This window comes from Mesorhizobium sp. dw_380 (assembly GCF_018588885.1).
Taxonomy (GTDB): domain Bacteria; phylum Pseudomonadota; class Alphaproteobacteria; order Rhizobiales; family Rhizobiaceae; genus Mesorhizobium.
In genome coordinates, this window is record NZ_JAFFIW010000070.1 from 1 (window position 1) to 13,776 (window position 13,776).

The 13,776-nt window shown below is 59.6% G+C and carries 12 protein-coding genes and 4 pseudogenes; 9 read left to right on the plus strand and 7 right to left on the minus strand.

Annotation, left to right across the window (positions count from 1 at the left end; genetic code table 11):
* The first annotated feature begins 221 nt into the window (after positions 1–221).
* Positions 222–484: pseudogene (locus tag JT360_RS33870) on the plus strand (hypothetical protein).
* A gap of 241 nt (positions 485–725) precedes the next feature.
* On the opposite strand, the gene JT360_RS31745 reads toward JT360_RS33870, so the two are convergent.
* The 3 genes and pseudogenes from JT360_RS31745 to JT360_RS31755 all read right to left on the minus strand — a co-directional run.
* Entirely contained in the window at positions 726–959 is a 234-nt protein-coding gene (locus JT360_RS31745; RefSeq protein WP_214477160.1) for a hypothetical protein, read from the minus strand.
* Between the two features lie 15 nt (positions 960–974).
* Positions 975–1,238, minus strand: coding sequence for a PilZ domain-containing protein (locus JT360_RS31750; RefSeq protein WP_214477163.1), 264 nt, complete (start codon positions 1,236–1,238; stop codon positions 975–977).
* 41 nt (positions 1,239–1,279) lie between these two features.
* Positions 1,280–1,801 (minus strand): annotated as a pseudogene (locus JT360_RS31755) (protein-L-isoaspartate O-methyltransferase family protein); the annotation flags it as partial.
* A gap of 67 nt (positions 1,802–1,868) precedes the next feature.
* Here JT360_RS31755 and JT360_RS31760 point away from each other — a divergent pair.
* From JT360_RS31760 to JT360_RS31770, 3 genes and pseudogenes are all read left to right on the plus strand, one after another.
* A pseudogene (locus JT360_RS31760) lies at positions 1,869–2,550 on the plus strand (transposase); the annotation flags it as partial.
* Positions 2,551–3,166: 616 nt separating this feature from the next.
* The gene (locus tag JT360_RS31765; RefSeq protein WP_214477165.1) at positions 3,167–3,523 is read left to right on the plus strand and encodes a hypothetical protein; all 357 of its coding nucleotides are present in this window, start codon (positions 3,167–3,169) and stop codon (positions 3,521–3,523) included.
* A gap of 458 nt (positions 3,524–3,981) precedes the next feature.
* The gene (locus JT360_RS31770) at positions 3,982–4,728 is read left to right on the plus strand and encodes a class I SAM-dependent methyltransferase (RefSeq protein WP_214477168.1); all 747 of its coding nucleotides are present in this window, start codon (positions 3,982–3,984) and stop codon (positions 4,726–4,728) included.
* A 1,394-nt stretch (positions 4,729–6,122) separates the two neighbouring features.
* On the opposite strand, the gene JT360_RS31775 is transcribed toward JT360_RS31770, so the two are convergent.
* Both JT360_RS31775 and JT360_RS31780 read right to left on the minus strand, forming a co-directional pair.
* Positions 6,123–6,323, minus strand: a complete 201-nt coding sequence (locus JT360_RS31775; RefSeq protein ID WP_214477169.1) for a hypothetical protein — start codon at positions 6,321–6,323, stop codon at positions 6,123–6,125.
* A 214-nt stretch (positions 6,324–6,537) separates the two neighbouring features.
* Positions 6,538–7,089 carry a hypothetical protein gene (locus JT360_RS31780; RefSeq protein ID WP_214477171.1) on the minus strand — a complete coding sequence of 184 codons (552 nt, stop codon included), beginning with the start codon at positions 7,087–7,089 and terminating at the stop codon, positions 6,538–6,540.
* Between JT360_RS31780 and JT360_RS33875 the strand changes: the two genes are divergently transcribed.
* Both JT360_RS33875 and JT360_RS31785 read left to right on the plus strand, forming a co-directional pair.
* The gene (locus JT360_RS33875) at positions 7,079–7,288 is read left to right on the plus strand and encodes a pyridoxamine 5'-phosphate oxidase family protein (protein WP_250889209.1); all 210 of its coding nucleotides are present in this window, start codon (positions 7,079–7,081) and stop codon (positions 7,286–7,288) included. The genes JT360_RS31780 and JT360_RS33875 overlap by 11 nt on opposite strands.
* Entirely contained in the window at positions 7,251–7,571 is a 321-nt protein-coding gene (locus JT360_RS31785; RefSeq protein WP_250889210.1) for a pyridoxamine 5'-phosphate oxidase family protein, read from the plus strand. The genes JT360_RS33875 and JT360_RS31785 overlap by 38 nt, the downstream gene beginning before the upstream one ends.
* Before the next feature lie 81 nt (positions 7,572–7,652).
* Here JT360_RS31785 and JT360_RS31790 read toward each other — a convergent pair whose 3' ends face one another.
* Both JT360_RS31790 and JT360_RS31795 read right to left on the minus strand, forming a co-directional pair.
* Complete coding sequence (locus JT360_RS31790) at positions 7,653–8,723, minus strand: sensor histidine kinase (RefSeq protein WP_214477172.1); 1,071 nt, start codon at positions 8,721–8,723, stop codon at positions 7,653–7,655.
* Positions 8,724–8,858: 135 nt separating this feature from the next.
* A complete protein-coding gene (locus tag JT360_RS31795; protein WP_214477174.1) occupies positions 8,859–10,169 on the minus strand; it encodes a divalent metal cation transporter in 1,311 nt (436 codons plus the stop codon).
* 282 nt (positions 10,170–10,451) lie between these two features.
* Between JT360_RS31795 and JT360_RS31800 the strand changes: the two genes are divergently transcribed.
* The 3 genes and pseudogenes from JT360_RS31800 to JT360_RS34295 all read left to right on the plus strand — a co-directional run.
* Complete coding sequence (locus JT360_RS31800) at positions 10,452–12,422, plus strand: AI-2E family transporter (protein WP_214477178.1); 1,971 nt, start codon at positions 10,452–10,454, stop codon at positions 12,420–12,422.
* A 160-nt stretch (positions 12,423–12,582) separates the two neighbouring features.
* Positions 12,583–12,798 carry a hypothetical protein gene (locus JT360_RS31805; RefSeq protein ID WP_214477176.1) on the plus strand — a complete coding sequence of 72 codons (216 nt, stop codon included), beginning with the start codon at positions 12,583–12,585 and terminating at the stop codon, positions 12,796–12,798.
* Positions 12,799–13,501: 703 nt separating this feature from the next.
* A pseudogene (locus tag JT360_RS34295) lies at positions 13,502–13,582 on the plus strand (XRE family transcriptional regulator); the annotation flags it as partial.
* Positions 13,583–13,776: the final 194 nt, after the last annotated feature.

Below are 13,776 nucleotides of genomic sequence, written 5' to 3' on the forward strand. Positions count from 1 at the left end.
CTTAGTCGGTCCAATCAACCCGCTATGAGCGACGAACCCCTTAAATTGGCGGATGGCATGACACCGGCGCGGCGAGACCGCGCCAAGGCGCTTGGCCACACATGCGAGCAGACGGATGCGGCAAGGTCGCCGGATGGGGCTTCGCACGCCCGCGCAGGGAATCGCACTGGTTTTGCTTTGAACACCGCGGCGACGGCGATCAGTGCCTTTAGGAGAACACGATGTCCGACTATGTCCTGCCCGGCCAGAAGAAGCCTAAGCTGATTGTCGTTGTGGCATTCGACCGCAGGAGGATGGAGAACTGTTCACCGCCTACGGTCCAACCGATCAGCAAAGCGAGGATCGGGCCATCCGAACGGCCAAGGGACTAGCGGGAAACCATGTCGGCGTCATAGCCTGGAGCCGTGACGCCGACCCGGCGCTTGGGGACTACGGGCCGCCGACCCTGCTTTTCACCAACGGCGAAGTGCCGGACATGGAGTGACGATGATCGACCCGCCTAGGCACCAGGACGAATATCAAGATCGATCGATTGTCAGGGGGCCATAGAACCGGGCTTTCAAGCGATCGTGGATGCATGATCAAGGCGGCATGGGCGCGCGACGAGATCATCCATGCGCTTCGCCGACTGACCGCCGCAGACAACATGACGCAGAAAGAGAACGCCAAGATGGAAGCTGAGTTTGCCATTGCTCGGGCCATTATGCGCAGCCGGCAAAGCCGCTTTAGACGAGCGGGTCGCTCACCCCGGCTTCGTCGACCTCCGCCTCCATCTCGTCGCTGATCGGTCTGGCCTTGCCGGCAACGGCGATAGGCACGCCGTCAAATCCTTGAAGCCAATCTTCCGCGAACTCCTGCCAATACTCGGGCACAAGGCGCTCCTTCCCGTCTTTGCGGGCCTGGGCGCCATACATCCACGCGTAGCCGGCGCGCTCCTGGTCCTTCTTGGTAACGACCATTGTCACAATCCCGTATCAGTAAATCTGAACGCCAAGCCTCTCGTTCTTTCTCCACCGCACCACGGCCCGATATTCCACATCATCTGCATGGACGTGCAGAACGAACCGATCAGGAACAGCCACGCCGGGATCCACTCGTAGCTCCGCGCCATGAGCGTGCTGATTTCTGACGGAGCAACCGATCTTCACATCCCCGGCGATGATAGTGCCATCCTTTAGAACAGCCATCCGAAGATGCGAGCGTCGTTCAATCGGCGGATCATCGGGGTTGCCGCTCATCGCATCATTCCTCCCGAAAATCCTGTAGCGAAGCGTGCCGTAGCCTGCGGCGTCCGCTCAGCCGCAACCCTAACCAGGATCTTGTCGAATGGGGCGTGCTCGGGCCAGCCGCGAGATCCGTCTCCGACACGAATGGCGACATTCGGGAAGCCAAGACCCTGCAGCAGAGCCTCGGCATGGCTTGCGAATTCCTCGATGATTTCGACGCTCCAAACTTGTCCTGCGAGTTCCGCGAGGATCGCGGATTGATAGCCCAGACCAGTCCCGATCTCGAGCACCGTTTCGTGCGGTTGGGGAGTAAGAAGATCGGTCATCAAAGCGACAATGAAGGGCTGCGACACGGTCTTATCGAAGCCGATCGGCAGCGGCATGTCCTGGTAGGCATAAGGCGCGACCGCAGCTGGCACGAAGAGATGTCGCGGGACCCGCCGCATCGATGCCATCACCCGCTCATCGAGCGTTGCCTTGCCGAGTTCTTCGCTTGCAAGGTTGGCATGGATCGCAATCATCTCGACCATGTGCCTGCGTAGAACCGCCAGATGCTCTTCGTTCATCGGTTTCATGACGGTGAGGCTTTCCTCGACCAGTTGCCGCCAAATAGCTTTATATCCTGTTCGTCTCGTCACAGTAACCGACAAGGCCGCTGCGCTGGGCGTTTGCCCATTTGATGCACACGGACTGGTTTCGCGAGGCCTGCATTAAGGCGGAAAGCTGCTACCGCAAGGGGGCTTTTGCTAACGCACCGGCGCAATCTGAACGCGAAGTTCCTCGATCTGGACAATGTCATCCGGCACTCCCTTAAGGCGTTCAGCATCCGGTTGAGCAAGGTCGGGCGCGCGGCTTTCGAGAGGGCGGTGCACGCGGCGGACGATCCGCTGTCGGCCGAAACCGGCGCTTCATGGCGATCCCCTGTCGGGCCGGTGACAGCGCTCTCATTCGTGACGGTGGCCGACGACCGTCGCGCTTCCGCCGCGCGGGCGACGTCGCGGCCTACTTCGGGCTGACGTCGCGACGCTGGCAGTCGGGCACCTCGATCGACAGGGCCGCATCTCGAAAGCGGGCGACGCGGACGTGCGGCGCGCTCTACGAAGCGCCGTCAGGATTGCTGACGCGCTTCAAGGGCAAGGACAGGGTCAAGAGCTGGGGCCGGGAGATCGCCAAACGCTCCTGCCACCGCAAGGCCTGCGTCGCGGTGGCGTGCAAGCTGACGGTGGTCATGCATGCCCTCTGGAGCGACGGCACGTTCTATGTGGGCGATGCGGCCGCGCATCGGGCCACTGCGCGCAGCGCGCGCATGCCAAGGCCCGCAAGCTTCTGGGTGCGCATTGATGAGCGGTGCGGCAGTTCGAACGCATGGCGTCCGCAGTTTGACGGACGCCAACTGAGACAAAGGAAATCCGCCCCGGCGGATGAGGACCGACGCAGACCAGGAACGACGGAACGGACGTTATCCTGCCAGCGGCCGCGCCGATCGCGAGACGGCCGGACGCGCTCGATTGCCTGTGGCGATGCTCCGTCAGTCTGATGGAGGAATACGCCGCGACGGCTCGATCGCTGCAAATAGGCGTCTGAGCTCGTGCTGAAGCGAGATTGCGGAGATTTCGACGATCCTTGCCCTGACCGCGCAGATGCGCGTCAGCTATGTCTCGATCGGGAAGGCGACCTTTCATCGCTCGCAGTTGCAAACGGGAACCAATATTTCAGGCGGATCGTAAGAGCGGCATTCCCGCAGATCCCGATGCTGGAAATTTATAATCGACACGGTAAAAAGAACCCAAACACCGCAAGAAAATGGCAACTGGCCGGCCACTGTTGAAGCTTGCAGATTTGCGCACGCAGCCCGCTGCCTCGGGGGGGCGGGCATTATTCTCTGACAGGAACCTTACGCAGCTGCTAGCCGTTGAGCATTCACACCAAGGAGTCTCACAATGGCCAATGACCAAAATGAAGGCGTGACACCGAGACCGACGCAGCGTGAAGCTCAGGAAGCCTTGGAGAAGCAAGTTGCTCAGTTGAAGCGCGAAATCAACAAGATCAATCGGACGCTGGCAGAGCGCGCAGAAGAGGTCGTCGAGCAAGCCCCGGGGTGGTATGACAGCGCTGCCGATCAGGTGGGCCGTACAGCTCAGACGCTTCGAACCGGGGCTCAATCTGTTTCCGGTGCGGTCCAACACAATCCCGGTACGGTGTCGACCGCCTTCATTCTCGGCGCCGCATTAGGTCTGCTCTTGGGGGTCACTCTCTACGCCAGTGGGCCGAGTCGGGATCGCTGGTTGTATAAGTGATCTTCAGGCCCTGCTCTCCCGACGAAGTCAAAGATGCGCCGGTTAAACCCGACGCGAAAGAAGGCCACCTGTTTGCCCGGGCCTGTGGGCACGACTTCATCCATTCGAGGGATGCGACATACACCGCCATCTGGAAACCTCTTCCCGATGTTCGCCATTGTTTCATCGCAACGACTAAGTCAGCACGGGATCTGCGCGCGCGTAAAATGCGCTCGCGGGTTCCGTGGCCGAGTGGTTGCAAACCAATGGTCTTGCATCGATGTTCGACCACGTCAGTCATCACCATGTTTCACTGCCGTCGATTTGTTCGATCCGGCCAGAATCAGCGTTGCGGCGTTGACAGTCGCACACGGGACTAGAGTTCTCTCACCCACTCTTACCGACCGGCAGCTCCAATGAATGTGTTGGATAGAAATTTCAGATTTGACCTACAGGAGAAATCCGATGAAACAAGGCAGATGAGCGACCCAAAGCCAGATCAGACGTCAGGGTCGATCATCGCCAAGCCGACCAATTACGATGCCGAGGTCGCGGCGTATGAAGGCGGTACAAAACACCGGTATCAAAATCCGAGCTTCGCGAGCCGGTACCTGGATGGATATGCGGGCCGCCTGAAGCTGTCGACCTTTGCATCCTATGTCATCGCGCGACGGGAGCAGAAGTGCATCGCCAAGGCGATCGAGAGGTGCTCCCCGCTTCCAGCTCAGGTGCTCGATGTCCCATGCGGGACCGGGAAGCTGGCGGAGGTGCTGGGTCGGCACGGTTGTCAGGTTCTTGCCGCCGACATCTCACTTGAAATGATGGCCCTGGCCAAGACAGCATATGAGAGCCAGTCTGGATTTCAGGGTTTCATCCGGTGCGACGTAACCCAGCTGCCGTTCGGCGACGAAAGCTTTGACACGGTGATCTGCCTTCGCCTCATTCACCTCATCCCGCCGCATCTCAGGCGCGACATTATCAATGAGCTGGCGCGCGTTGCCAGCCGCCGTCTAATCGTCTCCTACGGCCTTGCTACCCGCTTCCAGAAAATACGATTGAGCCTGCGAAAGATGATTACCGGGAGGATGTCTGCGCTTCATCCCGTGAAATTCAACGTCGCACGACAGGATTTCGCAGAGGCAGGGCTCAAGCTGGTAGGCTCTTTCAGCGTCCTCCCCCTCCTATCCTGCGAGCAGTTGTTCGTGCTTGAAAAGACAAAGGCTTAGCTAAGAGTAGACGATCATGCGGCGACGGTTGCAAGTTCGTTCGTCCGTCAGTTATTTCTTGGCGGCAGCAGGGCGTGATCGCCGACCGGTTTTCTTCACATGCGTTCCTGACTACGAAGGTCATCAGCGGGCGCACTACCGCGATTGGAAGCCGACCTTCGATGCGTGACAAGCCGAATTGCAAACCTGAGCCGACCTGAACATGAGCCGCCCCTAAAGATTGGTGCATGCGGCCGGTGGTGCCTTCCAGCGCGCCGATGATCGGCCCTCCCATCGGACCGCGCCCTCCGCCAGAGGCGCGGGCTTTCAAATCTGTCCTCTGCGGAAGGAGATCCCCGAAGCGGGCCACAACCTACATCGTCAGCGTGTTTGAGAAGCCGCATTGGCGCACGGTGCTGACGACCAAGGACAAGGCCAAGGCGCTGGCGATGGGAAGGAGATCGGCGACGAGCTCCGGATCGAGGAGATTACGCCGAAGGTGAAGATGTACTAACGAACAATCCCGGCGATGCGGACAGCGAGCGCATCAAGTCCGCCGTTGTAAATTCTCGTCAGGACCTGTTCCGCAGCTGCAGCTCTTTGGGCCGTGCATCCGAGAAGGTCGCTGCCGCCTAACCTTGCCGGCCTATTGGCTAGGCGATCCCAAACACCCCACGATCCGTCGGCTTCAATGTGGCAGTAGAATCTGTGCTGATGATTTCCCATACAACCGAAACCCTCAGCTTGGGCTTTCGGGTCCACCTTATCGATGAAGGTGGTTAATGGCGCCGTGGCCGGCACTACGCCGCAAGCAGCCTGCGAGATTGGAGAAACATGGGTTGCGCCAGTCGGGGTGGATGGGCTTGGGGAAGGCGCCGGCCGGGTGGGCTGAATTCGCAGGGTTGACGAATGGCCGATTTGTCGGGGTCCGCAACGAGCGGCCGAGCTTTGCTTTTTGTAAATTGCCCCCGGCTGCAAAGATAGTCCGGAGACCAGTTCCGTCACCTGGGCAAGCCGTCATCGGAGTGTGGTGCGGCGAGCGACTGGGTCAAGGAGAGCGGAATGTCATTTGCAGGCTCGTTGCGAGCGTGTATCAACATTCCCCCTTACAGTCGAGACACCTTCATGGGCTTTGAAGAGCGGGCCAACCACGCAGCAGGAGCTGAGCTGCTTGCAGTTATGGGGAACAAAAAAGACGTTGGCTCTTATGATTTTGGCCGAAGGCGAATTGCTGCTCGGCGACCTGGCGAGGGTTGTCGGTCAGCTGTTGGTTGTCATGATAGTCGAAGGGGTAAATCGGCATGTGGCGAAACGCCTGGCGCCTCTCAGGGGTTGCGGTACGAATCGAACCAATTCAGAAGCTGGGTAGCGCCTAAGTTGTTGATGATCCAATCCACTAAGCCAGCTTCGATCCGCTAGACCCGGTAAATGGCGCCGGTCCGCCACGGCTGAGTTGCGCCGGTCGTGGCGGCAAGCCGATCTAACATGCGGGATTTGGCGATTACGCGCCGCGTCTCTTCGATGGTCGAAAGCATGTTGTCAGCATCATCGACCGCTCGGCGTTGACGTTGGCGCGCGGCCATAATGAATAACTCAAGAGCCGTGTCCTCGTCCATCGGGCGGCTCGCGTATTAGCTGGAACGTGACCTTTACAGCAAACAGCGGGATGCTGCCATCGGAACATGGAAGGCGACTTCCCGGCGTGCCGTCCGGCATCTGGCCTTTTGCTATTTCGAGCAGCGCCCTCGCTGCGATCTGAGTATCGAATTTCGCAACTTTTGGACTCGGACAGACGCTGGTTCAAGTTTTGCGCGCAATCCTACGGAACGTTCAGGCCATAAGTTCGTTGTAGTGCGTGAAACTCTGGAGATAATCGTGAAGAAACTCATAATCGCATCCATGTTCGTTTTTGCATCCATGGCGACTTTCATCTCGCCTATTAATGCAGCAAGCATTACAATTCAGTCGGACAATGGCGAGTCCGACTATTCCCAAACCAATGACGACCACTATTTTCGCCGCCATCATCATACTCAAGGTTATTTCGGCGACGGACAATACGGTGGCAACAAATATAACAGCGATCAGTCCTGGCGTCACCACAGACACCAGCGTTGCCACATTGAGGTGATCAAGCATTGGCGCCATCACCACAGTGTCATCGAACAAGTGAGGGTTTGTCGCTAACGGCCGCGTGAAGGAAGAACGGCCGGCGAGATCTGCCGGCTTTTCGAGCATCGGGCGAGACGACCATTTTGCCGGCACAGGGTGCATATCTCTGCAAAGGGCCGTATTGCGCACAACAGTAAGCAGAATCGATGCACGATACGCTATGAACCGGCTAGAAGCTTGGACGGAAAGAAGGATCGTGATGAACGTCAAGGATATGACGCGTCAGGACTGCATTTCCCTATTGAAGTCGGCGCGGCTTGGCCGTTTGGCCTGTGTCAGGGACAACCGGTCTTATGTCGTGCCGGTTCATTTTGCCTTCAACGACAATTTCATCTTCAGCTTTTCGCTGCCCGGCAAGAAGGTCGAGTGGGATGCGCGACAATCCTCGCGTCTGTCTCCAGGTCGATGATGTCGGCAGCGCCCACGGCTGGAAGAGCGTTGTCGTCGAAGGAGTATTCGAAGAACTTTCGAAGGGTCCAGCCCAGGACCCCGCGGCTCCCGCGCTGGGGCAGGCCCCGGCTGAGGACCATGACCGTGAATTTGCATGGTCGCTGCTGGCGCGGCACGCGAACTGGTGGGAGCCAGGCGCCCTCAAGCCGAGCGCCGCCCCGGCCGCTTCGGGAAACCATCTTTTCTACCAGATCCGTATCGAGACGGTTTCCGGAAGACAGGCATCCTATGCTGCCGCATGATCGTGCGCGGGACGGCTCCGTTGCCGGTCATGGTCAAACAGCAGAAAGAGCCCCCCGATCCTGTGGGGATTGGAACAGTCTCTACGCCGCCCGCGGCACTTTTGAGATGAATGTCGCCCTGGTTATTGACACGCTGGTGCCGGCGGTGTCGCTGATCACGTCGACCTTGGCCTCCAGCTGTTTGACTAGGGCCTCGACGATTGCCGTTCCGAGACCGGTGCTTGGCACATCGTTGGCGATTTTCCCGACGCCATTGTCTGAAACCGTCAGTTTCCAGTCGCTGCCGGCGGTCTCATAGGTCACCTGGATGCGCGCCTCGGCCTTCTCTTTTGGGAAAGCATATTTGATCGCGTTGAGGACGAGCTCTGTGACAATCAGGCCCAGGCTGACAGCCCGTTGTGAATCTATCCTGCCGCCTTGGGTCGTCACCGTGACTGTGATCGGCTGGGCCTCACCGACCATCGACGAGGCCAGGCTGCTGCACAATTTCGGAAGATAGGAGCCGACCTCGATCTCTTCGATACCAGAAGAGGTGTGGAGATGACGCTGCACTTCGGCGACCGACATCACGCGCTGATGCGCGTCCTTGAGATGCTCGCGTGTCTCGCTGGATGTTACGGAGCGGGCCTTCAACAGCAATATGCTGGCAATGATCTGCAGGCTGTTGGCCACCCGGTGCTCCATTTCGCGCAGCAGCACATCCTTTTGGTGAAGTAGTTCCTCGGTGCGGCGGAGCAACTCTTCCTTTTCTTTCTCGATGACGCGCCGGGCGGTTATGTCATTGAAGGCAAGAAGAATGGTAATGGCTGAACTGTGATCGTAGAGAACCTTGCGGGCATTGAGCAGCATGGTGCGGCGGCCGATCCGCGGAAAGTCATGCTCGACCTCGAAGCCGTCCATGGCGGTCTTCTCGGGGATGATCGTCTCTAGCAAGAGGCGCAGTGCAGGGATGTCCCATTGGCCGTCGCCAAGTGCGTAGAGTAGAGACCCGCGCGTCTGTTCGGGATCGACCTCGAAGGTGCTGTAGAAGGAGCGGCTGGCTTCCAGAACGCGGAACTTTTCGTCAAGCACCAGAAATGGTTCGGCGATCGTATTGACGATGGCCTGCGCCAGTGTCTGCGCGTCTTCGAAATTAGCCATGGGGTAGAACATGGGCGTGAAGCCGATCTTAGGCGTGTGGCCCTCTTGCCTCGTTGTTACAGGATTGCGGGGGGAATGTCGCGATTTGAATTTGCGGACACGGCGAGGCGATCCAGACCGCTCCCGCCGTTGCCTGTGAAGCAAGGATCACGAATGCCAGGTGGCGAACAGTCCGATCGCGGCGATCGCCATCACCGCCGTCGCCAGCCAGCCGACGATCGTCAACCCGATATGCAGTTGAAAGTCGCCCATCGCAGCACGCTTGCTGGACAGGTGCATCATCATGGCCATCACCGGAACGGCCACCACGCCGTTGATCACCGCACTCCAAAACAGCGCCTTGATCGGATCGATCGGGCTGAAGTTTAGGCCGACGCCGATCAGCGTGGCCACGGCAATCGCCCCGTAAAAGGCCTTTGCCAGATGAGGCTTGCGCGCCAGCCCGACGTGCCAGCCGAAGGTCTCGCCCAGTGCATAGGCCGAAGACCCTGCCAGAACCGGCAGCGCCAGCAGACCGGTGCCGATGATGCCGATGCCGAAAATGAAGAAGGCGAGGGGACCGGCTATCGGCCGTAGCGCCTCGGCAGCCTGGGAGGACGTCTGAATGTCGGTCACACCGTGGGCGTTCAGCGTCGCCGCGGTGGTTATGATGATGAACAGCGCGACCATGTTCGACAGGGCCATGCCGAGATATGTGTCGATGCGGATGCGGTTGAATTCGGGCTTCGCCTGCTCCGGAGCTCGTTTGAGTGGCTTGGAGCCAGCGTCTTCGCGCACCTGCTCGACTTCTTCTCCGGCCTGCCAGAAGAACAGATAGGGGCTGATCGTCGTGCCGAGAATGGCGACCACTGCGGTGATGGAGGACATCTCCAACTTGATGTGCGGAATGACGAGATTGTAACCGACCGTCGCCCACGGCACCTTCACCACAAAGACAATGCCGACATAAACGAATAGCGACAGCGTCATCCACTTCAGCACGGACACGTAGCGCGAATAGCGAGAGTAAACCTCAAGCAGCACGGTCACCAGGCCAAATAGCGCAACGTAAAGCAGCGCCGGCCCACCGATGATCAGCTTCAATGCCGCGCCCATCGCGCCAAGGTCGGCGCCGATGTTGATGATGTTGGCGATAACCAGAAGTGAGACGATGGAGATCCCGAAGCTCGCCGGGTAATGTCTTCTCAGATTGCCGGCGATTCCCTGTCCGGTGACCCGGCCGATCCGCGCGCTAATCTCCTGGATGGCGCACATCAGCGGCCAGCTGAACAGCAGGACCCAGCCCATACCATAGCCGAACTGCGCGCCGGCCTGTGAGTAGGTGGCGATTCCGCTTGGGTCGTCGTCCGACGCGCCGGTGATCAGGCCCGGTCCGAGTATCTTCAAAAGCTTGTGCGTTTCCGTCTGTTTTACAGAGATCGGTGTCTCTGCGGGTGCGGTCTGCAGCGATTGCGACATGTTGCTCTGTGGCTGGGCCGCACGCCTGCCGTGCGCTTGTATGTCCCTCAGCTAAACAACATCCGATCAGCCCGTTCGTTCCGTTACCGCAGCGGTGCTTTTCGCTGTGGTATGTCGATTTTGAATGACAATGCGTCAACAGTAGTGCGATCCGTACCCGGGCGCTCGCCACGGCCGGCTTTTGCATCTGCAAAGAAACGAAAGTTGCACGCCAGCCTAATATACCTGATCATGGTGGTTGGCCGGGCGGAGATATCAGTGGCGTACAATCGTCGAAACAGCATGCATCCATCGAGTTCCGGACTGGCGAGCATTCTTTCGTCGGCCGCCGCGCACCCGCGCACGTCCTTGCCCACTGTCGCAACTGTCGTGACCACAGTGGCCGCCCTGTATTTCGGGCGCGAGGTTTTCCTGCCGATCGCAATCGCACTGCTGCTGACTTTCGCCCTTGCCCCGGTGGTTTCCGCGCTCAAGCGAGCCGGTATTCCACGCCTTCCCGCTGTCATCGGCAGCGTGCTCGGGGCCTTTGCGGCGCTCGCCCTGTTTTCCTTCATCGTCGCCACGCAGGTCAGCGAACTGGCCCAGAGCATCCCAGTCTACCAGACCAACATCCTGACCAAGATCCGCTCGCTCAAGGAGACAGGGGCAGGAGGAGGGATTGTTGCCAGGTTGAGCGGGGCGATCGAGCGCGTCGGCCAGGAGATCGATCGGCAGGAACCGTCGACGCCTGCCGCCGGCAAGCCAAGGTCCGAGCCGGTGCCCGTCGAGATCGTGGCGCGCGAAAGGCCGCTCGAGGTTCTCCAGAACTTGGTCGGCCCGCTGATCAGCCCCCTGGCGTCGGCCGGACTGATCATCGTCGTCGTCATATTCATGCTGCTTGAGCGCGAGGACCTGCGCGACCGTTTCATACGCCTTGTCGGCTATGGCGATCTTCATCGAACCACCGAGGCACTCCAGGATGCAGGCAAGCGGGTCGGCCAGTATCTGCTGACGCAGTTGGTCGTGAACACCGTCTACGCCATACCGATCACCATCGGGCTTTGGGTTTTGGCCATACCCAATGCGCTGCTGTGGGGATTGCTCGCGCTGGCGCTGCGCTTCGTTCCCTATATTGGCCCGGTCATAGGCGCGCTGTTACCGTTGTTCCTGGCGCTCGCCGTCGCTCCGGGCTGGGCGCTGGTGTTGTGGACAGCTGCGTTGTTCGCGGGAATGGAGTTGATCACCGGGAACGTCGTAGAGCCCTGGCTTTACGGCTCGAGGACGGGGCTCTCCCCGTTGGCCATCATTGTTTCAGCGATCTTCTGGACCTGGCTATGGGGTCCGCTGGGCCTGGTGCTGTCGACGCCGCTCACCGTTTGTCTTGTCGTGCTCGGCCGGCACGTGCCTCAGTTCGAATTCCTCGATGTGCTGTTCGGCAACGAGCCGGTGCTCGAACTCCATGCACGGCTTTATCAGCGTCTACTGGCCGGTGATCCAGGCGAAGCCACCGACCACGCTGAGGAGATGCTGGAGGAAAAGTACCTTTTCGAATTCTATGGCAAGATCGCCATTCCGGCACTTCTGCTTGGCGAGCAGGACCGCGTCAGAGGGGTAATGGGCGACCAGCAAAGGCGGCAGGTGGCTGCCAGCGCCCAGACGCTGGTGGCAAACCTCGAAGACAGCGCCCAGGCAGAAGCGGCTGAGGAAGATGACGTGCCCGTGGCCGATGACGCCGGCTCGCCGGAGGACAGGGAGGCGGAAAGCGAGGACAACCCCGAGCTGCCGGACGGCACCGATTTCTCGGTGCTTTGTGCCGGCGGGCGCGGCGAACTCGACGATGCCGCTGCCGCAATGTTGGCGCAGGTGCTCGAAGTCCAGGGAGCGACCGTGTCAAAGGCGAGCTTTGCCAATTTCGAACCGGCAAGTGTTCGCCACCTCGAGCTCGCTGCTATCGACACCGTTGTGGTCGGCTTCCTGAACCGAGATTCCGTCAAGCACGCCCGCTTTCTGGTTCGCCGGCTGAAGCGCGCCAAACCGGCGTTGCGGGTCGGGATCGTGTTCTGGTCGGAGATCGGCAGTGACGACAAGGAAGCAGGAGCAGCGCCGGCCACCGATATCAATGCCGATTTCGTCGCACATGGGATGGTCGACGCCGTGCTCGGCGCGCTGTCGAACGATCCGCCGGTCGTGCTTAAAGCCCCTGTCAAACGCCGTTTGCGCCTTCGGCCGCCGGCCCGCAAGAAAGTGTCGCTTGCGGTTCCGGTTGCAAACTGAGCGTTGAGCAGAGCTACCGCGGCGAGCATAGCCGAGGCCCTGCCTTCTCGTAGGTGATGGGCGGTAGCGTCTCAGCTTGAAATTTGACGAAATGCAATATGCATTTCCCATATCGGCCCGGCCTCCTATATGCCTCGCAGAAAGCATGGGAGGCGTCGTCATGGCCAAGCCGACAAATGCTGCCGATATGGCTAGGTCCATTGGTGTTGATCCGAATGCGTTCCGACAGGCATTGCAAAACGCGCAGTTCCCCTGGCAGCACCAGCTCAACGAGCATTGGGAAGTGGAGCTTGATAGCGCAGAGCATTCATTAATGCGGACCGTGCTGGTAACTCTCCTAAAGAAGCGGAAGGCCAGAGGCGCCCCGCCGACGTGATCGGTAATGCCGTCCGCGTCATGCGCATTGCCACTGGCGAAAAGCCGACGATGGGATTGACGACGGCAAGAACGCCGCCGCCAAAGTTCTTGGCCCCCGGCAAGAAGCGTGCCGCAAACATGACACCAGAACGACGCGCCGAAGTCGCGCGCGAGGCCCCCAAGGCTAGATCGCGAAAGACTTCTGACGCTTGACGTAGAACCGGTCAAAAACGTCCTTGCGAAGTACGCCATCCTGCAGCTTCACGGCAACTAAGCAAAAGTACGTCGCGGCAACGAAAAACGCCGTTGGCGGCGCTGGCGACACATGGCTAAGCAAGGGTAGCAGAGCCGGCACTTTCGGCCAGTTCAAAACGCCACCATTATTCCCCGGCGGGCTGAGAAGCCCGCGCCTCTGGCGGAGAACGCGGGCCGATCGGAGACCGATCTTCGGCAGGTGATGGTGGCACCATCTGCCGCTCACAAGCATTGAGATGTGCCTGACGTTCCGTCAAGGCGGTTCAGCTTGGCCCAAAGGTGACAGGTGCTCCGGTGACCGGCAAAGGCGCGGCCTAAAATCTTGCAGCGAGACGTGCCGCAAATCTTCCTCGTCACGCAGGTGTTTGACACGGGCAATGATCCCCGGCTGACCTACTGTGTCGCTGGCCGCCTCATGCCCTTCGGCGAGGCTGGCCAGGATGCTCGGGTTCAGCAGTGTAGACAAGATGCGCGAGGCCCTCGAATCGGGCGGCGTCGAGTTCATCCCTGAGAATGGCGGTGGCGCCGGGGTGAGGCTGAGGAAATGAAAGACGCGCGGATTTGACTCGCTAATCCCTGACTAAAGCGTACTGAAGGAAAGTCGCTGGCCAATTTGAACGGGCGCCTAGCGCTTGGAAGAGTCGATCATGCTTTCGCCCCACAAGGGAAAAGCAAAATGCCACACGACGACGCTCCCCTCGATTCCAAGCAGCTCTCAATGCTCGCTGCCGTACTCAAAGAC